The sequence below is a fragment of the Specibacter sp. NPDC078709 genome (genome assembly GCF_040686795.1).
GTDB lineage: Bacteria > Actinomycetota > Actinomycetes > Actinomycetales > Micrococcaceae > Specibacter.
Map to the genome: position 1 here is coordinate 108194 of NZ_JBFBLU010000007.1, position 23965 is coordinate 132158.

The window sequence follows — 23965 nt, forward strand, 5'->3', positions numbered from 1 at the left end:
CGGTACAAAGATTCATCGGTGCTAGTGGGTGCCGATGTCAGTCGTCGTAAGGTTTGTGCTGCTCCAGAGCCACGATCGTGCCCGGTTCATCCAAGGAGACGTGTGCAATGAGGACTTCGCCGGGGGACAGATGAGGGTCCTGTATCGGCAAGGATTTACGCATTTCTGCCGGCATATGCGTGGCCAAGGCTTTCAGTACGGTGGGCAGCACCGGTCGATGCGTACACAGGCCAGTGGCCGACGAGCGCGTCAGCAATTTTTCAACAACTGCTGTGACCTTTGCCGGGTGCCGGTTGTGATCGGCTTCCGTCAAACGCTGCACCACCTTGACCTTGGCTTTGGTGTGCTGAGCGTACGGGGAGATGGTGGAAATGCAGCGCATCCAGCCGCTGGTGTAGATGCGGTTTGGGTGCCAAGCCATAAGCAGCCGCTGTAAGTAGAGAGCCTGCCGCATGCCAGTTGCCGCCAGCGGTCGTTCACCTTCAGCCCGGGTCCACGCCGAACGCGGCTTTGCCTTGGCATGCCGAATAATCAGCAGCGGCCAGGTGCTCAGCCGGGAACGGTCGTAGGCGGACACCAGTGCTTCCAAAGGCTCCAGATCCGATGGGTTAGACAGGAGCTCACGGGCTTTGCTAGGACTGCACCAAAGGACCTCATTCACTTCCTTTCCGTCCGGGAGCACCGGCATGTCACCGGCGGCGGCAGCCCAGTAGTGGACTTCCTTGCAGCCAGACTTGACGGCATAGCGAATGGAAGAAAGGGGAATGCCCAAGGTGATGGGCAGGCCCACCTCCTCAGACACTTCCCGGACAGCGCATTCGGGAAGGGTTTCGCCCTTGTCCAGCTTGCCCTTGGGCCAGGACCAATCGTCGTACCGCTGACGGTGGATCAGAAGCACTTCAAGTTTCTTCTTTTTAGTGCGCCAGCAGAGGGCGCCAGCTGCATAGATGGAGACAGCTGTGCCCTCATCCACCGGTTCATCGAGGTGTTCCTTGTTTCGCATTAACGGTGCTGTGCAGATCGCGAACGTGACCGGCTGGCCAGCAGCCAGGACTGGACATCGAGCAGCGGGTTTCCGTCAGCATCAAGGTGGTGACGTTTCCATTCGCCCTCATTATCCAGATGCCAGCTGGCCGTTGCCGGGTCGAGGTACCGGTTCATCAGTGAGTTCACTTCGGCAATGTCTTCACGGTTGGACAGCCTGACCAGAGCCTCGACGCGGCGGTCCAAGTTCCGGTGCATCATGTCGGCAGAACCAAAGTACACAATGCTGTTGTCGTCGCCGCCGCCGTTGGCGAAGGTGAACACCCGCGAGTGCTCCAGGAAACGGCCAAGCACCGAACGGACAGTGATGTTTTCACTGAGGCCGGGAACTCCGGGACGCAGCGAACAAATGCCGCGCACAATCACGCCAACCTCTACGCCAGCCTGCGAGGCACGGTAAAGGGAATCAATGATGGCTTCATCCACCATGGAGTTGACCTTGATGCGAACCTGCGCCGGTAGCCCGGCCTTCTTGTTCGCAATCTCGGCATCGATCAAGTCGATGAGACCGCTCCGCACGGAACGGGGGGCCACCAGCAACCTGTCGAAGGAGGTCTTGGGGGCGTAACCCGAGAGTTGGTTGAACAACTTGGATAGGTCCTCGCCCACCTGGTTATCCGCCGTCAGCAGCCCCAAATCCTCGTAGTACCTAGCCGTGCGGGGATGGTAGTTTCCGGTGCCGATGTGGCAGTAGCGGCGCAGTCCGTCCTGCTCCTGCCGGACCACCAGCGAGAGCTTGCAATGGGTCTTCAGCCCAACAATGCCGTAGACCACGTGCACGCCAGCCTGTTCCAGCTTGCGGGCCCATGAAATATTGGCCTGTTCATCAAAACGGGCCTTGATTTCTACCAATGCCAGAACCTGCTTGCCGGCCTCGGCGGCGTCCACCAAGGCATCAACAATAGGGGAGTCGCCGGAAGTCCTGTACAAGGTCTGCTTGATAGCGCGCACCTTGGGATCGGCCGCGGCCTGTTCCAAGAAGGCCTGCACTGATGTGGAGAAGGCGTCGTAAGGATGGTGCAGCAGAATGTCACGACGGCGCATGGCCGCAAAGACGTTAGCCGCTTTGGAGGTCTCTGACGCGTTCAGATCACGGGAGGTGTGGGCCACGTGCTTGGGGTAGCGCAGATCCGGCCGGTCAATTCCGCCAATGATGGACAAACCACGCAGATCCAACGGAGCTGGCAGGAAGTACACCTCCGACTCCTCAACATCGAGCTCTCTCACCAACAGCTCCAGGATGCTGGGGTTGATGTCGGTGGCAACTTCAAGGCGCACCGGCGGGCCGAACTTACGGCGAAGCAACTCCTTCTCCAGCGCCTGCAGGAGGTTCTCGGCGTCGTCCTCTTCAACTTCGAGGTCCTCATTGCGGGTCACCCGGAAGGTGTGGTGCTCAACAATCTCCATGCCAGGGAACAGCTGGTCAAGGTGCTGGGCAATGACCTCTTCCAGGGGGATGAAGCGGGCCACACGGCCTGGGACCGTGCCGGCGCGTGAACCGTCTAGGGAGACCAGACGGGGCAGCAGATCCGGCACCTTCAGACGAGCGAAGAGTTCCTTATCGCTGACAGGGTTACGCACCACAACGGCCAAGTTCAAGGACAATCCCGAAATGTACGGGAAGGGGTGTGCCGGATCCACCGCGAGCGGGGTGAGGATGGGGAACATCTTCTCGGCAAACATCTTCGAAAGCTGAACCTTGGAAGGGTCATCGAGCTCGTCCCAATGGACAAGGTGGATGTGTTCGTAGGCCAGTGCCGGACGGATCTGGCTGGCAAAGACATGCGCGTGCCGGGCATGAAGTTCATGGGCAGCGTCGCTGATCTGCTCCAACACCTCCATAGGACTGAGCCCAGCGGGGGACGGTACGGCCAAACCGGCGGCGATGCGGCGCTTCAAACCAGCCACCCGCACCATGAAGAACTCATCGAGGTTCGAGGCGAAGATGGACAAGAACGTGACGCGTTCCAGCAACTGCAGATCGGGATCTTCAGCCAATTCCAGAACCCGGGCGTTAAAGGCCAGCCAGCTCAGTTCCCGATCAAGGAAGCGGTCGGGGCTGACATGGCCTTCGGGGGCGAGGGAAGGCTCGAATTCGGGAATCTCAATTCGATCCTGGGTAGCCCGAGCCGACGGGACTTCGCCAGCAATAAAGCGCTCCCGGCCCTGTGTGGCCATCGCATTGAGGGGGCCTTTATATTCGCGCTTCATCGATAAGTCCTCGTGGTTGGAGCTGGTGGAGTCAACATTACAAGTCTGGCTGCTACCGCAGGCGGGCTAAGCGGAGAGCGGGCCGTACATCACATCGGAGTCCCACTTGGTGAATCCCAGTTTGCGGTACAGCGACACTGCCGCTTCATTGTCAGCGTCAACGTAAAGCATAATTGCCCGCAGCCCGGCGTTTTGCAGATAATCCATACCTTGGCGTGTAAGGGTTTTGCCTAAACCCATGCCTTGGGCAGCCGGGGTGACACCCACAACGTAGACCTCGCCCATGGCAGCCTGCCCTGCACGAGCGGGATGAATTTTGGTCCAGTGGAAACCCAAAATTTCCCCGGTCTCGTTCACAGCGAGGAAGAATCCCTGCGGATCAAACCATGCTTCGGCCATGCGTGCCTGCAAATCAGCCAAGGTCAGCGAGCCCTGCTCGGGGTGGTGGGAAAAAGCTGCGGCGTTGGCGGCCAGCCAGGCGGCCTCGTCCTGATGCGGCACAAATGTCCGCAACGTCACGCCGTCGGGCACGTCATAATTAGTAGTGGTCACCGGTTCAGAGGACGACGGCGCCTGCCGGACCAGGCGCATACGCCACAGTTCGCGGATGGCGCGGTAGCCGTAGCTGGCGGCCAGATCTGCGGCCGCCTCATGATCGCCGTGAGACCAAGCCTTAATGCCTTGTAGCCCTCGGACCTCCACGAGTTTGTCCGCAAGTATGGCGCCAACACCGTCATTGCGGTAGGCGGGGTGAACCACAATTTCCAGAACACCCTCGCTGCCGTTCAGGACAACCACCGCAACCCCTGCCAGATCCTCCCCAACGGTGGGGGAAGCGTCCTCCGGGGCATAGGTGAGCAAGGTCAGGACACTGTGGGGGCCAGCGGTGGTGGACTTCAGTTCCACCAAGGTTTGTTCTGAGAACGGCGGGTTGCCATCGGCATCCTCGGCAGCGGCAATCACGGTCTGGATTTCCTGCAACAGCTCGTGTCCGGGGGCACCTGTGATTACTGTCACCGGCCAGCTATCAGTCTTTGCGGGGCTCATGCTCACAGCCTAGTGTGCGCGGCTGGGGTATTGCGAGACTGGGCGCTGGATAACGTGTCGAAGAGCCCTCTTGCTCGTGTGCTGGTCAGCGTGTGCCGGTTGCTCGTGTAGCGGTTGGGTGGACCGTGCTGCTTGCCTAGGTTGCACAGCAGATGTTTGAGTTTGCGCGGTGATAGCGAGCTGGCATAGAGTTTGAGGGCAGCAGGGACTCCTGGCACAACGTAACACGCCTGTTCCGACTGCAAACTGGGGGGATGCACCAGTGGGGTGTCCTCGATACGTTCGACCCGTATGTCCTCCACGCGAAGAAGAAGGTCCGCAACCGAAATGGTTGCGGGCCTTCTTCGTTAACCCTCTAGCCCGTAGCTACGTCGAGGGCTAGGGGTTAGGGGTTAGGGCCAGATCCCGCGATCGCCATCCTCGAAACGACAGATAAGGCCCCGAATATGCGATTAAAGGGGCCATATCTGGGGACTCGAGTGCGGCCAAGTGCTCTGTGATCCCGCCAGCTGGCCGAAAAGCGTTGTATGCAACATGTGCCACCAGCGGGCTGGCCGCTAACCACTCACCCGCGGTTAACATTGGGGCATCAGCGCGGGTGTTGGGAGTCCGCTTAGGCTTCCGCATCGGCCTCTGCCATGGAATCCTCTAGTTTGCGGAAATCGCTCAGCCGGTAGCCAACATTGCGGACGGTGCTGATGAGGCTTTCATGTTCACTGCCGAGCTTGGCTCGTAGTCGACGCACGTGCACGTCCACTGTGCGGGTGCCGCCGTAGTAGTCGTAGCCCCACACCTCGTTAAGGAGCTGGGCGCGGGTGAAGACCCTCCCTGGGTGCTGGGCCAGGTACTTCAGTAGCTCGAATTCCTTGTACGTCAGGTTCAGTGCGGCCCCGTGCACTCGGGCTGTGTAGCTGTCCTCATCGATGACGATGCCGGCGGCGTGAATTTCTTGATTGCCTTCCAGTTCGGTGCTGACCATCTTGGTGAGCACCAGCCGGATGCGGGCTTCCACCTCGGCTGGACCGGCAGAGTCCAGAACCACATCGTCGGCTGCCCAAGCCGCGGTTACCACGGCCATACCGCCTTCGGTGAGGACCAGCAGCAAGGGAATGCTGACGCCGGTGGCTCGGAGTAGCTGGCATAGGGAGCGGGAGCCGGCGAGGTCCGTGCGAGCATCAACCATGATGAGTTCGCAGGGCCGCGCATCAAGCAGTGCAGTGGGAACGGCTGGCAGAATGTGGATCTCGTGGCTGAGTAGTTCAAGCGCAGGCAAAACGTCCACGGACGTGCCGTGGTTGTTGGTCAGCAGTAGAATCTGCGACATATCTCCCTAACAAAGTGCATGAACCGCGCATCTTTGAGCGTAGGACCACCTGCAAAGCCCGTCGGGAGCATCCGCAAAAAACTAAAACGCTCCGCGACTGGGTTGCTCCACAGTGTACCGGCAGAATAAGGCAGGATTGGTGTGTGAAGTCATCAACAGCCGGACTAATTGGAATCGTTGCCTTGGCACTGCTTGTCGGTGGGCACTATCTCGGCCTTGCCTACACCGTGGGAGTCAGCATGGCGCTGGCTGCTATCTTTGGGTACGGCTGGCCCCACTATCTGGGGATCCCGGCCAAAAAAACTTTGGGCACCGTCATCGCTTTTACTGGAGTTTTGGCGGCACTGACTGCCGGACTTGCTGAAGGCCGGGACTACCTGGCTTGGTCCGCCATCTACATTGCAGTGGGCTTCGGAGCCATCATGGTGGTGCAACTAATTCGGGGCACCGGCCAGAAGCACCGACTGGAATCTACCTTGGGTGCAGGAGCCGGCGTGGCAATAGCTGGGTTCGCCTGCGGATGGGTAGCCTCCTTCAGGTTCCTGGGGGATCCGGGTATGAACCTCATTGTTGCCATAAGTGCAGCAGTAGCGCTCCTTGCCGGGATGCTTCCTTGGCCGGACCGTGTCAATGCGCCCTTGGCCATTGTGCTAGCGGTGTTGGCCGGACCGCTCGCAGCGCTGCTGTTCTCAGATGTGCGAATTGTGCCAGCCGCGGTGCTGGCCGCGGTGGTGGCTTCCGTTATTGCCGCATTCAGGCGTCTGCGAACACTTGCCGGGCCGCTGGGCGCCAGTGCCGCTGAGAAGCTCGTGGCAGAGGAAACTAGCGTTGAGAAGCTCACTGCAGAAGCCGCAACAGTCGACGCCGCAACTGTCGACCCCACAGATGTCACCACCGCTGCCTCCGAAGTCGCCACAGCTGAACTCTCTGATGCCAACGACTCAGTTAGCGCTTCAGCTGGAGCTTCGGTTAGCGCGCCGGTTAGCGCGCCAGCCAGCGCTCCGAGGCGGACCATCGGTCTGGCGGCTGCTGCAGCCGCTGCGGCACTGGGCCCCATCTTGTCCATTGGGGCGATGGTGTATTTCCTTGAAAAAATCCTCCTGTCCTAGCCTCCTGTCCTTGGCGCGCTACTCAAGGGTTTTGTGCTCGATAAGAAGGCCTCGGGCGGTGCTGTGACGGCACCGTGAGAAGAACCGCGAAGAACATTGTAGGATGGCATCATGAGCGTACTTGCCTTGGAAATTTTCTTTATTTGCCTGTTAGCGTTGGCCGGCGTGGCCATGGCTTGGTTTGCCGGTCTGGTGGTGTGGCGCCTGTTCAGGGGCCAGCAGTAATCCGCCATGGCTATTGAAATCCCAACGGATCTCACTCCGGAACTAGTGCCACTTTCTTGGCTGCTGGGCACGTGGAAGGGCGCCGGACGCCTTGGCGCCGGTGAAGAAGACTCAGAGCACTTCACCCAAACCGTGACCTTCAGCTCCAACGGGCTGCCGTATCTACAGTACTTGGCCGAGTCATGGCTGACGGATGAGCACGGCACTATTTTGCGACCCCTCTCCGTTGAATCTGGCTTCTGGCAGCTCGACCGCACCCTCAATGACGCCGATGGCGGCCCTGGTCTGATCCCGGCCGACATTGTCCCGGCTCTGCGCACAGCTGACGACGTCGAATCCCTTCGCAATGCTGACGGTGGCTTCGACATCATGGCCACCATTGTTCACCCCGGCGGCATCTCGGAGCTGTACTACGGAACCATCAAGGGCCCGCAGATCCAGCTCTCCACCGACGCCGTGATGCGCGGCGCGGGTGCCAAGAGTTACACCGCCGCCACCCGTATTTTTGGCCTTGTCAATGGCGGACTGTACTGGCGCTGGGATGTGGCTGCCCAGGGCAAGTCGCTGGCCGCGCACGCGTCGGCGGCCTTGCACAAGGTTCCCACTCAGGCCTGATTCTGGCTCACACCTGATCTTAAGTTCGACGGCGTACCCACTCACCGGCCGCTGTTGGCGCCCTCCTTCTGGAGGGATTTGTGTCGGCAGTTGTCGCTGGGTGGAATAGGCTCCCTAGAGAAGGCGTTGCACCGGTTATGAGCTATTTGAGTCCTTTGTTGAACCGTTCCGGCGCTGTGGCAGCAGGTGGCCTAGATGCCGGTGTTGCCTCCCACTATGGAGACCCCAACCGCGAGCAGCGCCTCTTGGCTGGGTATCTGGGGAAGGCTCCCACCGCCGTCGTAGATCTTTCCCACCGTGGCGTGGTGACGGTCAGTGGACCGGACCGACTTAGCTGGCTCAACACTCTTTCCTCTCAGGAAATGACAAGACTTGCCCCCAACGTTGGCACCGAATTGTTGTTGCTGACAGTACAAGGACGTGTCGAGTACGACGCCCGCGTGGTCGATGACGGCGAAACCACCTGGCTGATCGTGGAGACCGAGGAAGCCGCCCCGCTGGCCCAGTGGCTGAACTCGATGAAGTTCATGCTCCGCGTAGAAATCACAGACGTCTCCGCTGACTGGGCTGTGCTGGGATCAGTTGTGGCAGTTCCCGAGTGGTCGGATTTCACCGCGTGGGAAGATCCCTGGCCTCATGTTTCTGCCGGAGGATACAGCTATGCGGCCGTGCCCGATGCGGAGCATCCCGGACTGGAGCGCCCCTGGTTTGAGTATCTGATCCCGGCACCAGCTTTGGTGGAGACGGTGGGCCAACGCCCCTTGGCAGGAGTGTGGGCGGCAGAAGCCCTGCGGCTGGCCGCATGGCGTCCGCGCCGAGGCGCTGAGACGGATGAGAAAACCATTCCGCACGAGTTGGACCTGATGCGTACCGCAGTACACCTGAACAAGGGTTGCTACAAGGGCCAGGAAACCATCGCGCGCGTGCACAACCTGGGCAGACCTCCGCGCCGTTTGGTCTTCTTGCAACTGGATGGGTCCCTGCACACTCTCCCTGCCGTGGGAAGTGAAGTGCTCCTCGATGAGCGCGTGGTGGGCACTGTGACATCATCGGCCCAGCACTACGAAATGGGGCCCATTGCCTTGGCTCTTATCAAGCGTTCAGTGGATCCTGATGCCGTGCTGATCGTCAACGACGACGGCGAACAGTACCCGGCCAACCAGGAGCTCATAGTTGCTACGGATGCCGGTCAAGTCGTAGGCCGTCAAACCGGCTTCCTGCGGGCTCCGCGCTGATATATCCGGCAACACAAGACCACTAAGGCCCCTGTCGTTATGGCGACAGGGAGACTTGTGTCAGGTTATTCCACGTGGAATAATTCATGCGGAATAGTGAAAGAGAAGGCCAATGGCAAAGGCTACACAACTGACACCGCTGGGCATGTCCGCTCTGGGCCTACTCGTTGAGCGCCCCATGCACCCTTATGAGATGTATCAAGTCCTGATGCAGCGCCGTGAGGACAGGATAGTAAAGGTCCGTCCGGGCACGCTCTATCACGCAGTGGGCCGCTTGGCTGCTGCGGAACTGGTGGAGTCTATCGGGACCGAACGGGACGGCAATAGGCCCGAGAGGACCACGTACGCTATTTTGCCAGCGGGCAAGGTGGCCTTGGAAGAGCGTGTCAAAGAATTCCTGGCTACTCCGATCAATGAGTATCCGTGTTTCCCGCAGGCCTTGGACGAGGCACACAACCTGCCCGCCGACGTCGTGACTGATCTCCTAACGCAACGCCTAGCCGCTTTGACTGAGGAAGTGACTGCCATGGAGACCGGCGTCGGAGACGCATTGGCGAAAGATGTGGAGCCACGTTTTTTGATTGATCTTCATTACCAACAGGCCATGCTGAAGGCCGAAATTAAGTGGCTCCGCGAGCTCTGCTCAGATATTTCTGACGGAACACTGCCCTGGTGAACGTACCTCAACTGAAATTCTTCTAGATTTAAGGAACACCCATGGAAACCGTGGCAAAACCGTGGCCCGCATTATGGGCACTTGTTCTGGGGTTCTTCATGATCCTTGTGGATTCGACCATTGTTTCGGTGGCCAATCCCAAGATCATGGAGGGGCTCCACACAGACATCAACTCGGTCATCTGGGTCACGAGCGCCTACCTGCTGGCCTACGCCGTGCCGCTGCTGGTCACCGGGCGGTTGGGGGATAAGTACGGCCCCAAAAACCTTTACCTGGTTGGCTTGGTCGTGTTCACCCTGGCGTCACTGTGGTGCGGGTTCTCCGGTGATATAGGCACCTTGATTCTTGCCCGCGTGGTCCAGGGCCTGGGTGCCGCCATGATGACGCCGCAAACCATGGCGATCATCACCCGTATTTTCGCCCCTGACAAGCGCGGCCCCGCCATGGGGCTGTGGGGTGCCACTGCCGGTGTTGCCATGCTCGTTGGTCCCATCCTGGGCGGCGTCCTGGTCGACGGCCTGGGCTGGGAATGGATCTTCTTTGTCAACGTGCCCGTGGGCGTCATTGCCTTTGTTCTGGCATGGCGGCTGGTCCCGACGCTGAAGACGCACGACCACAAATTCGATCTGCTGGGTGTCGCGCTCAGTTCCGTGGGCCTGTTCCTGCTGGTCTTTGGGATCCAGGAAGGTGCCACTTACGACTGGGGCACCATCGCCGGGCCCATCAGCGTATGGGCCATGATCATCGCCGGCATCGTCTTCCTCGTCGCCTTTGTCTGGTGGCAGGCCATCAACAAGGGCGAGCCGCTAGTGCCGCTGCACCTGTTCAAGGTCCGCAACTTTTCCCTGGCCAACATCGCCATCACCACCATGGGCTTCAGCGTCACCGCCATGAGCCTGCCGCTGTTCTTCTATTATCAGCTGGTGCGCGGCATGACTCCGACGCAATCAGCACTCATGATGGTCCCCATGGCCTTGTTCTCGGGCGTCTTGGCGCCGTTTGTGGGCAAGCTGGTCGACGCCGTCAACCCGCGCTACGTGGCAACGACGGGGTTTGTGCTCATGTCGATTTCGCTGGCTTGGACGGCGTCACTCATGGGTCCGGACACCGCCATTTGGCTGTTCCTTCTTCCCAGCGGGCTCCTTGGTATTGCCAGTGCCGGGATTTGGGCGCCACTTTCGACGACGGCCACCCGCAACCTTGGGCCACGCGAGGCTGGCGCCGGGGCTGGCGTGTACAACACGACACGCCAAATTGGTTCGGTCCTGGGCAGTGCCGCGATTGCAGCCTTGATCGCCGCGCGGCTTGCTGCCGAAATGCCGGCGGGAGAGGCTGGCAGTGCCACAGGCGTTTCCGGGCAGCTGCCCGAGTTCCTGCATGCCGGGTTCTCCGCGGCCATGGCCCAATCAACGCTGCTGCCGGCCGCCGCGGTGCTGCTGGGCGCTGCCGTGGCAGTCTTCTTCGCCAAGCCCCGCGAAGTATCAGCTATTTATGCCGGGTTTGACGGTTCTGCAGAGAAATCCGGGTCAGCAGTCCGGCCACACTAAACCCCGCGGAAACCGCCAGCCGGTGGGCGGCGGCGTTGTTAATATCAGCCCGCCACTGAACAATAAGTCCGGCGGCCAGGGCCTCATGGGCTGCGATGCTGGTGGCCAAACGGCCCAGGCCCTGGCGCCGGGAGTCCGGTGCCACGAGGGTGCCAAGCTGGGCCAGCAGCCCTTGGTACTCGGCGTAGGCGCTGCAGGCGAGGGGTCCGGCGTCGGGCTCTCCAGAATCCATCACCGTGAACTTGTGTTGCCTGCGGGTCAGGTCGACGTCGTTGACATCATCCGGCGGGCACAGCGACTCGAGTGCGGCAGCCTCGGCATCACCCGTGGAAACATGCACGGTGTGCTCGGGTTGGTGGAGTTCAAGATCATCGGCGTAGTACAGGGCCTGCGTGCCCAGTCCCCGCCCGCCGTCGAGCTTGGTCAGGCGCAGCATGGTGGAGTGGTCGCTGAGTTCATCGTCGTCGTACTTCTGGGCTGCGGCCAGCAAATGGGGCGGGCCGGTGAGGATGGACTGGTCCCACAATCTCAGGAACGTCAGCTCATTCGATTCCACAGGGTGGGAGTGCCGGCCGTTGCGGAGCTCCGAAAGCAAGGAATCCTCCGGGAGATCCAGGCCCCGTTCCCAGGCCAGAAAAACAATGGGTGCGGAGTTCAGATCGAAGGTCATGCTTTAACGCTAACGCCCCGCAGCAATAAATGCTGCGGGGCGTTTTCGCTTCAAGGCTTAGCCGAACAGGATGGCTGCCTCGTCGTAGCGGTGCTGCGGAACAGTCTTGAGGTTGCCCAGAGCCGCCTCGAAGGGGACGTGCTCAATCTCCGTGCCCTTGAGTGCAACCATGGTGCCCCAGCGCTCTTCCACCACGGAATCAACGGCTGCCATGCCCAAGCGCGTGGCCAGGACGCGGTCGAAGCTGGAGGGGACGCCGCCGCGCTGGATATGGCCCAGAATGGTGGCGCGGGTTTCAATGCCCGTGCGCGCTTCGATCTCGGGAGCAAGCTGCTCGCTAATACCACCCAGGCGGGGACGGCCAAAGGTGTCAAGGCCCCGCTCGGAGTGCGCCGAGTCCTGATGGTCGGGGACGAATCCTTCAGCCACCACAATCAGCGGAGCACGGCCGCGATCGTGAGCCTCGTTCACCCATTCAACAATCTGGTCCATGCTGGTCTTCTGCTCAGGAATCAACACAGCGTGTGCTCCGGTGGCCATGCCTGCATGCAAGGCGATCCAGCCGACGTGGCGGCCCATGACTTCTGCAATCATGCAGCGGTGGTGGGATTCGCCCGTGGTGCGCAGGCGGTCGATAGCTTCGGTGGCGATCTGAACGGCCGTGTCAAAGCCGAAGGTGTAATCGGTAGCGTCAAGATCGTTATCGACGGTCTTGGGGACACCAACAATTTTTAGGCCTGCATCGGTCAGTCGGCGGGCTGCCGCCAAGGTGCCTTCGCCGCCGATGGCGATGAGGGCGTCGACGCCGAGTCGTTCCATATTGGCCTTGATGACATCGGGACCACCATTGCCTTCAAACGGGTTGGTGCGGGAGGTACCCAAGATGGTGCCGCCCTGCTTGGAGATTCCGCGGACCATCTGACGGGGGAGGTCCATGACATCGCCCTCAACTACGCCGCGCCAGCCGTCACGGAAACCAACAAATTCGTGGCCGTAGGACTTGATGCCCTTGAGGACGATTCCGCGGATCACTGCGTTCAACCCGGGGCAGTCTCCGCCGCTGGTGAGAATTCCAATCTTCATGTGCTTAAAGTCCTTCAAGGGGATGGATTCAATGGGGGTGTGAGCGCACCATTGAGCTCCTCTCTAGAACATTCTAGACGTTCGTGTGATCTCGGCAACTTCGAGCCCGATCCGTGGACTTCCCCATGCCGACTGCCACCAGCGGAGCTTCAGCGCTCAGTCTGTTTTTTGCGCAGCAGGTTCACGGTGCCGCCGGCCACCATGGCCAGACCCGCCCCGAACAGCAGCCACATGGCAGTCTCGCCTGCATCGAGTTGGAGCCCGGCTTGTCTGATGAGAATGACCAGAATACCCAGGGCAATGACCACGGCGCCCCAAACGATGGTGCCCACACGCACCGTCTGGCCTTCTGACTCGAGGTGCTTGAGGACGTCGGGCATTCCTGGATGGCTGTTGGGGAAAGGCTCGGTGGGGATGGGTTCGGTGGGGTTAGACATGATCTTCTCCGTGGGAACAGTGGGATGAGGGGGAATGGCGTGCGCGTCAGGAACGTGCGGCAGGGGGCGGGGTTCTGGCTGGCTGGACATCACTGGCCTGCCACTCGGACAACGGTGACGTTAGAGGCGGCGCCCTGGACAGTGATGATGAGTCCGTAACCGGTGGCCTCAGGGTTGAGATCGGTGCTGGCCTCATTCACGAAGGTGTCGGAGGAGTCCTGATCATCAAGCGTCCATGAGGAGGCCACCAGATCGCTGTTGATCTGAACGGGGATGCTGGTGGGTACCTTGATGGTCATTTGGGCGGCGGCTAGATCCACCGGAATCTTGACGTCGGCAGTGAGGGGGGACGCGTCGTCGAGCTTTGTGAGGTCAAGCGTTGCGTTGCCCATAACCAAGGTTCGCCCAGATTCGGCAGAGGCAATGGTGGTGGGTGCCCAGAGAGTGGTGGTGAACGCGGAACCTTGGCCGGTGTACGGCGGCAGGCTCAGTAGGCCAGCAAGCACCAGCATGATGATCGCGAACGTGCCCACACCGCCAGCAGCTCGGCCCAGAATGCCGGCACACACAATGGCGATACCCGCGGTGATGGCAGCCGCTGCGGCCGCCGTCGCCACAGCATAGCCGCCAAGATCAATGACGTTGGTAGCTTCCAGAATCATGACGATTGCGCCAACCATAATTGCCAAACCCAGGGCCAATAGGCTTGCTGCGGCACCGAGCCGTGGCTTGGTTTTCACAGGATGCTTGACGTACATCTGCGGTTGGGGTGTGAACTGCTGTGCCGGATAGGAGTGCTGGGCCGAGTAGTGGCCGGCGAAAGCGGGCGCCGCTCCGGGTGCGGTGCTCCCGGCTGCCGGGGTGGCGAAATAGGGGGCACTCTGGTGCGGCTGGGCCGTGTCCATAGGCTTTTGCCAGTCAGGGGCAGGAACCGAACTCTTCGTCTTGTTCTGGTTCACCGCCCAGTAAATGACACCCACGACGGCGGCAATCCAGAACAGCGGCCAGGGGAACCAGCCGTTGTGGTCGCCGAAGATGAAACCTTGCCCGGGGCTGATGAGTCCCACCAAGGTCAACAGGCCTGCGCCTGTCATACCGGTGGACCAGTGGCCGCGCAGCATCTGCTCGGTGTGAATTCGGCCATCAGGCTCGGGTAGGAGCGCCCAGGCAACGCCATAGGCCAGAACGCCGATACCGAAGAACAGGGTGAGGACCACGGCAAGGCCGCGCACAATTACTGGATCGATGCCCCACTTATTGGCCAGGCCGCTGCAGACGCCGCCTACCCAGCGGTTGCTGCCACGCTGCACGCCTAAGCCGCGGATCCACAGGAAGAACTTTGCTGAATCGTGGCGGTTCTCGTGCAGAGGTTCGTTGGGTGCGGACTCCGGTGCCCCTGATTGCGGCGTGGGAGACGGGTCTGTTTCCGGGGATGGCGCTGGGTCTGGGGTGGGGTCTGCTGGCTGCTCAGGGAGGTCATGTGAGGTATTCATACTTCAATGGTGTCCGCTGGTTTGGCTGTTCACCATTGGGGGTGACCCTGAAAGAACCCTGAACAACCCCGCAGAACACACTGCGGGAGGTCCCGGGCGTGCTTGGATTGAACCATGACCCCAAAGATGTTCCGTTCCCAGCAGCGCAGGCTCGCAGGGGTTTGCGGCGGATTGGCCAAACACCTCGGCATGAGTGTTTCCGTGGTGCGCGCCGTCATGATCGGCACAAGTTTCTTCTTTGGCGCAGGGATAGTGTTCTACGCATGGCTGTGGCTCTTAGTTCCGATGGAAGGCGAGTCAGCTGACGCAGGCAGGAACCTGCTCGACGCCGATGGGAACCCCCGTCTGAAACTCTTCCGGCCTGCAAACGATGCTCCCGCAGAGATCAATGCCAACCCGCAGCGTCAAAAGCTCTCCCTGGGCTCCCGTGAAATCCTCATCGGAGGAGCACTGGTTATCGCTGCCGGGGTTATATTCGGTTCACCCAGCGCCTGGAACCTGCAGCTGGGGACGTTACTGCCGCTGTTCATCATTGTTCTCGGCGCCGTTTTGACGTGGATGCAGCTAGATAACACCCGCCGGGTGGGGCTGCTCAGCGCCGCCAAAATGAATACGCCCATGGCTCTGCTGAGACTCGGTGGCGGCCTCGCCTTGGTCATTGCCGGGGTCATTGTCATTGTTACCGGTTCGGGGTCCTGGGCCCTGGTGTGGGCTTCGGTGGTGGCCTCCCTCGCAGTTCTTGCCGGAGTGGCACTTGTGCTAGCCCCGTGGGCCTTGAAGTTTTGGCGCGAATTCCAGGAGGAGCGGGCTGGGCGCGTTCGCGCAACGGAGCGGGCCGAGATTGCAGCCCACCTGCACGACTCGGTGCTGCAAACTCTGGCCTTGATTCAAAAGAGCGCCAATTCCTCAGCCGATGTCACCCGGCTGGCCCGTGCTCAAGAACGTGAACTCCGGGAATGGATCTATCAGGACGCTGCCCATGATTCCGGTGCGTTAGTAGAACGCGTCAAGGCCGTCTGTGCTGAGGTTGAGGACCTTAGCGGGCAGGCCGTGGAAGTTGTCGTGGTGGGCGATGCGGACTTGAGCGAACGAGGCAATGCCCTGGTACAGGCCGTCCGGGAAGCTGTGCTCAATGCTGCCCGGCACGGCGGCACCACCGTTTCGGTTTACGTTGAGGCCGGCGCAAAGGGAGTAGACGTCTTTGTGAAGGACCGCGGGCCAGGCTTTGATGTCGACGCCGTGGCGGTTGACAGGCTGGGGGTCCGGGAGTCCGTCGTCGGCCGCATGCAACGCAATGGTGGCACGGCTGAGATCATTAGTTCTGCGGATGGTACCGAAGTGCGGTTGCACTTGCCCAAAGAAACCCCTGCCACTGAGGAAAACAAATGACGAGTGCGGTAACACCCATCAGAGTTGTGATTGTGGACGATCACGCCATCTTCCGGTCCGGGCTCAAGGCCGATCTGGCTGATGACCTTCTGGTCTTGGCTGAGGCCGCCACGGTTGAACAAGCCATTGCCGCCGTGACAGCTCACCAACCGGACGTGGTGCTGTTGGACGTGCACCTGCCGGGCGGGCGGGGACAGGGCGGACGCGAAGTCATCGCTGGCTGTGCCGCGTTGCTGGCCAGCACCAAATTCTTAGCGCTGAGTGTTTCGGACTCTGCCGAAGACGTGGTCTCAGTGATCCGGGCCGGCGCTCGCGGCTACGTGACGAAATCAATTTCCGGTGCCGAAATTTCCGACGCTGTCCGGCGCGTGGCTGGAGGCGACGCGGTATTTTCCCCGCGGCTGGCCGGGTTCGTGTTGGATGCTTTTGGCACGGCCGAAGTCGCCGTAGAAGACGAGCTGGACAAGCTCTCGGCACGCGAGCTGGAAGTCATGCGACTGATCGCCCGCGGCTACTCCTACAAGGAGGTCGCCAAAGCGCTGTTTATTTCCATCAAAACCGTGGAGTCCCACGTTTCCGCCGTGCTGCGCAAACTCCAGCTCTCCTCACGCCATGAACTGACCCGCTGGGCCGTGGACAGACGACTGCTCTAAGGGATTTCTGAGGTTATGCGCTGAACTCCGTCGAGAGTAGTGCGCATAAGGTAATTCGACCGCTCTTATGCGTTGCACTTAGCTCGGGTTGCGCGCATAAACACTTATGCGCACAACCCGAGTCGAGTTGTGCGCACAAGGTCAAAGCTTGGGCGGATTACTTCGCGGAGCCCAGGAATTCCTGCAAACGGCCCACGCCGGTAGCCAAATCGTCGTCACCGAGCGCGTAGGACAGGCGAATGTAGCCGCTCGGACCAAAGGCCTCGCCCGGCACAACGGCAACTTCCACCTTGTCCAGGATGAGGGCAGCCAGCTCAGCTGACGTGGCGGGGCGGATTCCGCCAATGTCACGGCCCAACAAACCGCGGACGTCGGCATAAGCGTAGAAGGCGCCGTGTGGAGTGGGGCACTCAATGCCGTCAATGGAGTTCAACGCGGCAACCATGGCCTTGCGGCGACGGTCGAAGGCTACCTTCATCTCATCCACTGCCGTCAACGGTCCAGACACTGCAGCCAGAGCGGCCATCTGGGAGACATTGGCCACGTTGGAGGTTGCGTGGGATTGCATATTGGTGGCGGCCTTGGTGACATCCAGCGGGGCGATCATCCAGCCCACACGCCACCCGGTCATGGCATAGGTCTTGGCTACACCATTGAGGATCACCACGCGGTCGCCCAGCTCCGGTGCTGCGGTCGCAATGGAAGTGAAGGGAACGCCGTCGTAGGTCAGGTGTTCGTAGATTTCATCCGTGATGACCCAGAGGCCCTTGGATGCAGCCCACAGGCCGATCTCGCGGGTCTGCTCGGGGGAGTAGACGGCACCTGTCGGGTTGGATGGAGAGACGAACAGCAGCACCTTGGTGCGGGGTGTCAAGGCTGCCTCGAGCTGCTCCACGGTGACCAGGTAGCCCTGCTCGGGTCCGGCAAAGACCTCAACGGGGACGCCGCCGGCCAAACGGATCGCTTCAGGGTAGGTGGTCCAGAACGGGGTGGGAATGATGACTTCATCGCCCGGGTCAAGGAGTGTGGCGAAGGATTCGTATACGGCTTGCTTGCCACCGTTGGTTACCAGTACCTGGGCCGGATCCACGGCATAGCCTGAGTCGCGCATAGTCTTCTCAGCAATGGCGCTGCGCAGTTCAGGAAGCCCAGCGGCTGGTGAATAGCGGTGGAATTTAGGTTGGCGGGCGGCAGCAACGGCTGCCTCCACAATGTAGTCCGGGGTGGGGAAGTCAGGCTCTCCGGCGCCAAAGCCAATAACGGGGCGCCCGGCAGCCTTCAGGGCCTTTGCTTTGGCATCAACGGCCAGGGTTGCGGATTCGGCAATCGCGGCGATCCTTGCGGAAACACGTCGCGTGGAGGCGTGGTCAACACTCAATTCGGCAGACATCAGCATTCTTTCTTCGGTGGGAGGCCCAAAATACAAACTTCGTCATTGACTACTTTAGGCGCAAGGCGTCGCCAGTTCGACGTAGGGCGTTAAGAATGCGTAGAATAGGTAATCGGTGTTCGACTCCATGATGTTTCACGCCTTGTGGCCGGTTTTGAAAGACGGCCGCAAGACTGTAAGTTATTCATGGCATTCAGCACTGAATGGATTTTTGACCAGCGGCGCCACGACGGGCTGTGCGGACGAACATCAAAGGGTAGTGGCGCAATTGGTAGCGCAGCGGTCTCCAAAACCGCAGGTTGCAGGTTCGAGTCCTGTCTGCCCTGCGCATGGAAGTGGCGCATATTTCTGGGGCTAGTTCGCAGAATCAACTCCACATCCAAGCGAATATTAGGTATATCGCACGGTCCGAATCCACGGATTTGCGAGTTCCCAACGAATGATGAGTGAGGCACTGGTGACCGAAACTGCGGCAAGCAGCTCCAAGGGACCTGCCAAGAAGGCTTCAAAGCCCGGCAAGCCCGGTTTTTTCGCCGGGATCGCACTCTTCCTCCGCCAAGTCATCGGCGAGTTGAAGAAGGTTGTCACACCCACTCGCAAAGAGTTGATGAACATGACCGCCGTTGTACTGGTATTCGTTGTCATCGTGATGGGTATTGTTACCGTCCTTGATCTGGGCTTCGGCCAGGCTGTGCTGTGGATCTTCGGTGGAAACGTAAACATCGAGCAGTAAGACGCTCAACTTGGCCGGCCCCGCTGAAACATATCGGCAAGGGTCGGTTTGAGCCATTTAAGAAACGCACAAGGAAAGCAGGAAATTCGTGTCTGAGCTGGAGCCCGAGGCAACATACAGTGAGCAGGACCAGGACACTGTGGTTGCTGATGCTGCCATCAATGCCGACCTTGATGCTGTTGACGCAGAAACTGACGCGGAAACTGCTGAGGCAGAAGTTGACGCAGAAACTGACGCAACAACTGCTGAGGCAGAAGCAGCAACCGATGAGCCGGCCGCCGACGCCGAGCCCGAGGTTGATCCTGCTGAGGAGTTCAAGGCTAAGCTGCGCCGCCAGGAGGGTGACTGGTACGTCATTCACTCCTACGCCGGCTACGAAAACCGCGTCAAGGTTAACTTGGAGTCGCGCAGCCTGTCGCTGAACATGGAAGATTACATCTTCGAAATTCAGGTCCCCATGGAAGAAGTCGTGGAGATCAAGAATGCACAGCGCAAGGTTGTCAACCGCGTCCGCATCCCCGGTTACGTGCTTGTCCGCATGGACCTGACCGACGCGTCATGGGGCGTTGTTCGTCATACCCCTGGCGTCACCGGATTCGTAGGTAACGCCCACAACCCTGTTCCGCTGCGTCTGGACGAAGTCTTCTCCATGCTCGCCCCGATCTTCGAGGAGCAGCAGGCTGAAGAGAGCGGCGTTCCGCTGCGTCACGATCCGGTCGACGCCGAGATCGACTTCGAAGTTGGCGAAGCAGTCATCGTCAAGGATGGTCCGTTCGAAGGCCTGTCCGCGTCGATCTCCGAGATCAAGCCTGAAGCTGCACAGCTCGTTGTGCTGGTTTCCATCTTCGAGCGTGAAACCCCCGTCACCCTCGCATTCAACCAGGTCACCAAGATCTAGTTGCCCCAAAATTTCGTTTCGCGAGGGTGAGCTTTGCTCCCGTGAAACGTTCGGTCGGACGCCATCTGACCACCCACCTGGAACGCGCTCCGTCGTCCCAGGCAAAGATATTGAGAGAAGGACCCTACATTGGCTCCCAAGAAAAAGGTCACCGGCCTTATCAAGCTGCAGATCCAGGCAGGCGCCGCTAACCCGGCTCCGCCCATCGGTCCCGCGCTTGGCCAGCACGGTGTCAACATCATGGAATTCTGCAAGGCGTACAACGCTGCAACGGAATCCCAGCGCGGAAACGTTATCCCGGTTGAAATCACCGTTTACGAAGACCGTTCATTCACCTTCATCACCAAGACCCCGCCGGCTGCAGAGCTCATCAAAAAGGCTGCAGGCGTTGCTAAGGGTTCAGGTACCCCCCACACCGTCAAGGTTGCTCAGCTGACCAAGGCTCAGGTTACCGAGATCGCTACCCAGAAGATGGTTGACCTCAACGCAACCACCATCGAGGCTGCTGAAAACACCATCGCCGGTACCGCCCGTTCCATGGGTATCACCGTCGAGGCCTAAGCCTCAACACCAGAGATCTTGCCAGTCGAGATCTCACAGCATGACCAAAAATATTAAGAACGACGCCGGACAACTCACCTTTAGGTGGAGTGCGGCGGACGTAGTGGCAGGGCCCGCGCGGTCCTAACGACCACAACTGCACAAGGAGAAACGCAGCATGGCAAAGCGCAGTAAAGCATATGAGGCAGCTCAGGCCAAGATCGATGCGGAGAACGTATACGCACCCTTCGAAGCTATCAAGCTCGCCAAGGAGACCAACCCCTCCAAGTTCGACGCAACCGTTGAGGTTGCCTTCCGCTTGGGTGTAGACCCTCGCAAGGCTGACCAGATGATCCGCGGAACGGTTAACCTGCCTCACGGTACCGGTAAGACCGCCCGCGTTCTGGTTTTCGCAACCGGTGAGCGCGCCGAGGCAGCAATTGCTGCCGGCGCCGACTTCGTTGGTACCGACGACCTGATCGAAAAGATCCAGGGCGGCTGGACCGACTTCGACGCAGCCGTTGCTACACCTGATCTCATGGGTAAGGTTGGCCGTTTGGGTAAGGTTCTGGGTCCCCGTAACCTCATGCCTAACCCGAAGACCGGTACCGTCACCAACGACGTCGCCAAGGCTGTCAATGACATCAAGGGTGGAAAGATCGACTTCCGCGTCGACAAGCACGCCAACCTTCACTTCATCATCGGCAAGGTTTCCTTCGACGCTCAGAAGCTCGGCGAGAACTACGCAGCTGCCCTGGAAGAGGTGCTTCGTTTGAAGCCGTCCGCTTCCAAGGGCCGCTACCTGCAGAAGGCCACCGTCTCCACGACGTTTGGCCCCGGCATCCCCGTGGATCCGGCTGCAACCAAGGTGTTTGTTGAAGCGTAAGCTTCGGTAATTCCCAAGAAAGGGCTGATGTGGCATAACGCCACATCAGCCCTTTCTTGTATACAAACTGATACGTTAGAAAAACGACCTACAACGCATGGGAGTGCGCACGCATGCAATTCGGCATCCGTCGGGCAAAAGCAACCGACGCCCCCGCTTTGGCAGAACTCGCGGCCCTCACCTTCCCCTTGGCTTGTCCACCGGACAGCCCAGCACATGAGGTAGCGGCGTTTATTGCCCAAAATCTTGGCCCCGAGAGTTTCGCTTCTTACCTTGCCGATCCGCTCCGGGTGCTCTTCGTTGCCGAGGAACATGTTCAGGAGCGAGATCAGGAACAGAGTCAGGATGAATCAGTGCCGAATCAGGGCCGTTTGCTGGCCTACACCATGTTGGTTGATGCTCCGCCTACTGCGCTGGATGTAGCGGCCGTAGTCTCTGATGGTGATGCCGTTGAATTCAGTAAGTGTTATGCGCATCAGGATACCCACGGCAGCGGCGTTGCCATGAGCATTATGAGCGCCAGCCTTGAATGGGTTGACACTCAAGGCCGTCGGCAGACGTGGCTTGGCGTTAATAGTGAGAATGTGCGGGCGCAAAAATTTTATCGGAAGCACGGGTTCGCGGTCACCGGGACCAGGAGCTTTCAGTTGGGGACAAAGACCGAGCATGATTACGTCATGGTGCGGTCGAATTGAAAGAAAGTGACAGGTACTCCCGCCATGGCTGAAGCCAAAGTCGAACAATTGCGGATCCCAGAGGATCTCCAGCACAACAGCGCTGCAGATTTCTTGGAGGCTGTGGAAGTCTCGCGTCAGGTCCGTATTGACACGTGGGGCAATGACTTTTTGGCTTACACCCCTGCTGAACTCTTCGCACTGTGCCACGACCCTTACGAATGGTACGTGGTTTTGGTGGCACGCCTGGACGGCAAAATCTTGGGCCGTGCTGGCATTGCCATGCCGTTGGATGACAACACTGAGCTCGCGCACGTGACTTTGGATGTCCTGCCTGTTGCTGCCGGGCAGGGGATGGGCCGGAAACTTCTGGAAGCTGCCGAGCTGTTTGTGAAGGGGGAGAACCGCAGAATTGTGGTGGTTGAAACTAATCACCCCGCCGCTGACCTCGAAGCTGCGGACGAGGCCGGAGAACGGATTGCTGCAGCTCACGGCAGCATCGACTTGCCGCTGAAGAGTAGGGAAGCCCGATTCGCCAGCAATGCCGGCTACGCGCTGGAACGTGCGGAGCAGTTCAGTGCCTGTGCATTGCCGTTGGGCGCGGACTTGTTGGGCCAGCTCACTGCCCGTGCCGAGGAAACTCACCAAGGTGCCTACCGAGTGCATCAGTGGTTGGATGCTTGCCCGGAAGAGTGGGCAGCGGACTTTGTTCGTCTGGAAAAGAGTCATAACGAGGACGACGGCGACCATGGCACCTGGAGTGTGGAGCAGCTTCGCGAGTCTGAAGAGCTCTCTCGGCTCAGTGGTAGACGTACTGTTGTCACCGCCGCTGAATGCCTAGAGTCAGGGGCGTTGGTCGCTTTCACCTCCATTTCACTTTTGGGTCATCGGGCTGATGTAGCTTTTCAGGACGAAACTGTGGTGCAGAAGGCACACCATGGCAAGGACCTAGGCCTTCAGATCAAGGTGGCCAACATGGAGCAACTGCAACAGCATTTCCCGGAGCTGCGCGCCATCTACTCATGGAATGCGCCGGAGAACGACTACATGCTGGCGGTCGATGCCACTTTGGGCTACACCAGTGCCGGCGTGACAGGGCAATGGCGCAAGGACTTCAACAAAGCTCAGTAGCGGCGTCATGAGCAGTGTGTCCCAGTGCACCGGGACGCGATTTGGATTCACGGGGATGGTTCCTGTAATCTTTAAGAACCAAAGACCGTCGGTCGATGTCAATCACCCCCAGCCAGAAGATGCAGCATGCATCCTATTGCGCTGGAACTGGGCAGTTTTTCATCCGAAAGTCCTTCAATAGGACGGCCAGCGCAGGTGCACAAAGCTTAAGTTGCAGTGTTGAACCGGGAGAAATCCCATGGATCCGCTGCCACAAAACGCCCCGTACATCTGTGCGGGGCGTTTTGTTTTTTGCAAGCTTCCCTCACCGGAGCGCTTGCGGGACCCGTACAGACCGGCAACTATTCCCGGAAGGAGGGTTATGGCAACGCCAACAAAGGTGGCTGCGGTTGCAGAAATCAAGCAAGATTTCAACGACTCAACTGCAGCAGTCCTAACCGAATACCGTGGGCTCACCGTAGCTCAGCTCAAGGAGCTGCGCGTTTCTCTCGGCCAGGACACCAAGTTCTCGGTTGTAAAGAACACTCTGACGGCTATTGCGGCTAAGGAAGCGGGTGTTGATGCTTTCGAGGGTCAGCTGTCCGGTCCTACCGCAATTGCTTTCATCAAGGGTGACGCTGTTGCAGCAGCAAAGAGCCTGACGGATTTTGCAAAAGCCAACAAGCAGCTGGTCATCAAGACCGGTATCTTCGAAGGCAAGGCTCTCAACGCTGCCGAGGTCGCCGCACTGGCCGCCCTCGAATCGCGCGAGCTGCAGCTGGCAAAGGTTGCAGGCATCCTCAAGGCACCGATGGCCGCCGCTGCGCGCACCCTCGACGCCCTGCGTTTGAAGCTTGCTGAAGGCGCTCCCGTTGAAGAGGCTCCGGCCGCTGAGGAAGCACCTGCTGCTGAAGAGGCTCCGGCCGCTGAAGAAGCACCGGCCGTAGAAGCCGAGACCACCGAAGCATAGCGTGCG

At 59.8% G+C, this 23965-nt stretch carries 23 protein-coding genes and 1 tRNA gene; 15 read left to right on the forward strand and 9 right to left on the reverse strand.

The genetic code is table 11. From position 1 onward, the window contains the following. Nucleotides 1–37: 37 nt before the first annotated feature. The 4 genes from AB0P14_RS13720 to AB0P14_RS13735 all read right to left on the reverse strand — a co-directional run bounded on the left by AB0P14_RS13720 (nucleotide 38) and on the right by AB0P14_RS13735 (nucleotide 5626). Nucleotides 38–1003 carry an NUDIX hydrolase gene (locus tag AB0P14_RS13720; RefSeq protein ID WP_363843218.1) on the reverse strand — a complete coding sequence of 322 codons (966 nt, stop codon included), beginning with the start codon at nucleotides 1001–1003 and terminating at the stop codon, nucleotides 38–40. Beyond that, nucleotides 1003–3222, reverse strand: a complete 2220-nt coding sequence (locus AB0P14_RS13725) for an RNA degradosome polyphosphate kinase (RefSeq protein WP_363843514.1) — start codon at nucleotides 3220–3222, stop codon at nucleotides 1003–1005. The genes AB0P14_RS13720 and AB0P14_RS13725 overlap by 1 nt, the downstream gene beginning before the upstream one ends. A 99-nt stretch (nucleotides 3223–3321) precedes the next feature. Beyond that, on the reverse strand, nucleotides 3322–4302 hold the full coding sequence (gene mshD / locus AB0P14_RS13730) for a mycothiol synthase (protein ID WP_363843222.1): 981 nt from the start codon (nucleotides 4300–4302) through the stop codon (nucleotides 3322–3324). A gap of 613 nt (nucleotides 4303–4915) precedes the next feature. Then, nucleotides 4916–5626: a response regulator transcription factor gene (locus AB0P14_RS13735; protein WP_363843225.1), complete on the reverse strand. Its 711-nt coding sequence runs from the start codon at nucleotides 5624–5626 to the stop codon at nucleotides 4916–4918. Between the two features lie 143 nt (nucleotides 5627–5769). Here AB0P14_RS13735 and AB0P14_RS13740 point away from each other — a divergent pair, with 143 nt between their 5' ends. From AB0P14_RS13740 to AB0P14_RS13760, 5 genes are all read left to right on the forward strand, one after another. Then, nucleotides 5770–6735 carry a hypothetical protein gene (locus tag AB0P14_RS13740; protein ID WP_363843228.1) on the forward strand — a complete coding sequence of 322 codons (966 nt, stop codon included), beginning with the start codon at nucleotides 5770–5772 and terminating at the stop codon, nucleotides 6733–6735. 231 nt (nucleotides 6736–6966) lie between these two features. Beyond that, nucleotides 6967–7575 (forward strand): FABP family protein, encoded by a 609-nt coding sequence (locus AB0P14_RS13745; protein WP_363843231.1) that lies wholly within the window; start codon nucleotides 6967–6969, stop codon nucleotides 7573–7575. Nucleotides 7576–7712: 137 nt separating this feature from the next. Next, the gene (locus tag AB0P14_RS13750; protein ID WP_363843234.1) at nucleotides 7713–8810 is read left to right on the forward strand and encodes a glycine cleavage T C-terminal barrel domain-containing protein; all 1098 of its coding nucleotides are present in this window, start codon (nucleotides 7713–7715) and stop codon (nucleotides 8808–8810) included. A 112-nt stretch (nucleotides 8811–8922) separates the two neighbouring features. Continuing rightward, nucleotides 8923–9486, forward strand: coding sequence for a PadR family transcriptional regulator (locus tag AB0P14_RS13755; RefSeq protein WP_363843237.1), 564 nt, complete (start codon nucleotides 8923–8925; stop codon nucleotides 9484–9486). Between the two features lie 41 nt (nucleotides 9487–9527). Continuing rightward, entirely contained in the window at nucleotides 9528–11033 is a 1506-nt protein-coding gene (locus tag AB0P14_RS13760) for a DHA2 family efflux MFS transporter permease subunit (RefSeq protein ID WP_363843240.1), read from the forward strand. Here the strand turns inward: AB0P14_RS13760 and AB0P14_RS13765 are convergent. The 4 genes from AB0P14_RS13765 to AB0P14_RS13780 all read right to left on the reverse strand — a co-directional run bounded on the left by AB0P14_RS13765 (nucleotide 10972) and on the right by AB0P14_RS13780 (nucleotide 14716). Then, nucleotides 10972–11703: a GNAT family N-acetyltransferase gene (locus tag AB0P14_RS13765; protein ID WP_363843243.1), complete on the reverse strand. Its 732-nt coding sequence runs from the start codon at nucleotides 11701–11703 to the stop codon at nucleotides 10972–10974. The genes AB0P14_RS13760 and AB0P14_RS13765 overlap by 62 nt on opposite strands. Before the next feature lie 57 nt (nucleotides 11704–11760). After that, nucleotides 11761–12786 (reverse strand): 6-phosphofructokinase, encoded by a 1026-nt coding sequence (locus AB0P14_RS13770; RefSeq protein ID WP_363843246.1) that lies wholly within the window; start codon nucleotides 12784–12786, stop codon nucleotides 11761–11763. A 149-nt stretch (nucleotides 12787–12935) separates the two neighbouring features. Further along, nucleotides 12936–13223, reverse strand: coding sequence for a hypothetical protein (locus AB0P14_RS13775; RefSeq protein ID WP_363843249.1), 288 nt, complete (start codon nucleotides 13221–13223; stop codon nucleotides 12936–12938). A gap of 89 nt (nucleotides 13224–13312) precedes the next feature. After that, the gene (locus tag AB0P14_RS13780) at nucleotides 13313–14716 is read right to left on the reverse strand and encodes a PspC domain-containing protein (RefSeq protein ID WP_363843252.1); all 1404 of its coding nucleotides are present in this window, start codon (nucleotides 14714–14716) and stop codon (nucleotides 13313–13315) included. Nucleotides 14717–14830: 114 nt separating this feature from the next. On the opposite strand from AB0P14_RS13780, the gene AB0P14_RS13785 reads away from it, so the two are divergent. After that, nucleotides 14831–16105 (forward strand): PspC domain-containing protein, encoded by a 1275-nt coding sequence (locus AB0P14_RS13785; RefSeq protein WP_363843255.1) that lies wholly within the window; start codon nucleotides 14831–14833, stop codon nucleotides 16103–16105. Beyond that, entirely contained in the window at nucleotides 16102–16758 is a 657-nt protein-coding gene (locus AB0P14_RS13790; RefSeq protein ID WP_363843258.1) for a response regulator transcription factor, read from the forward strand. The genes AB0P14_RS13785 and AB0P14_RS13790 overlap by 4 nt, the downstream gene beginning before the upstream one ends. 157 nt (nucleotides 16759–16915) lie before the next feature. Here AB0P14_RS13790 and AB0P14_RS13795 read toward each other — a convergent pair whose 3' ends face one another. After that, complete coding sequence (locus tag AB0P14_RS13795; protein WP_363843261.1) at nucleotides 16916–18148, reverse strand: pyridoxal phosphate-dependent aminotransferase; 1233 nt, start codon at nucleotides 18146–18148, stop codon at nucleotides 16916–16918. A 253-nt stretch (nucleotides 18149–18401) separates the two neighbouring features. On the opposite strand from AB0P14_RS13795, the gene AB0P14_RS13800 reads away from it, so the two are divergent. The 8 genes from AB0P14_RS13800 to rplJ all read left to right on the forward strand — a co-directional run bounded on the left by AB0P14_RS13800 (nucleotide 18402) and on the right by rplJ (nucleotide 23959). Beyond that, nucleotides 18402–18474, forward strand: a tRNA-Trp gene (locus tag AB0P14_RS13800). Between the two features lie 116 nt (nucleotides 18475–18590). After that, nucleotides 18591–18881, forward strand: coding sequence for a preprotein translocase subunit SecE (gene secE, locus AB0P14_RS13805; RefSeq protein ID WP_363843264.1), 291 nt, complete (start codon nucleotides 18591–18593; stop codon nucleotides 18879–18881). Nucleotides 18882–18969: 88 nt separating this feature from the next. Beyond that, on the forward strand, nucleotides 18970–19779 hold the full coding sequence (gene nusG, locus AB0P14_RS13810) for a transcription termination/antitermination protein NusG (RefSeq protein ID WP_363843267.1): 810 nt from the start codon (nucleotides 18970–18972) through the stop codon (nucleotides 19777–19779). Between the two features lie 129 nt (nucleotides 19780–19908). Further along, nucleotides 19909–20340 carry a 50S ribosomal protein L11 gene (gene rplK, locus AB0P14_RS13815; RefSeq protein ID WP_363843270.1) on the forward strand — a complete coding sequence of 144 codons (432 nt, stop codon included), beginning with the start codon at nucleotides 19909–19911 and terminating at the stop codon, nucleotides 20338–20340. A 157-nt stretch (nucleotides 20341–20497) separates the two neighbouring features. Next, entirely contained in the window at nucleotides 20498–21205 is a 708-nt protein-coding gene (rplA, locus tag AB0P14_RS13820) for a 50S ribosomal protein L1 (RefSeq protein ID WP_363843273.1), read from the forward strand. Between the two features lie 113 nt (nucleotides 21206–21318). Beyond that, nucleotides 21319–21900 (forward strand): GNAT family N-acetyltransferase, encoded by a 582-nt coding sequence (locus AB0P14_RS13825; protein WP_363843276.1) that lies wholly within the window; start codon nucleotides 21319–21321, stop codon nucleotides 21898–21900. 24 nt (nucleotides 21901–21924) lie between these two features. Continuing rightward, nucleotides 21925–23010: a GNAT family N-acetyltransferase gene (locus AB0P14_RS13830; RefSeq protein ID WP_363843278.1), complete on the forward strand. Its 1086-nt coding sequence runs from the start codon at nucleotides 21925–21927 to the stop codon at nucleotides 23008–23010. A gap of 361 nt (nucleotides 23011–23371) precedes the next feature. Beyond that, nucleotides 23372–23959, forward strand: a complete 588-nt coding sequence (gene rplJ, locus AB0P14_RS13835) for a 50S ribosomal protein L10 (RefSeq protein WP_363843281.1) — start codon at nucleotides 23372–23374, stop codon at nucleotides 23957–23959. The last annotated feature ends 6 nt before the right edge of the window (nucleotides 23960–23965 follow it).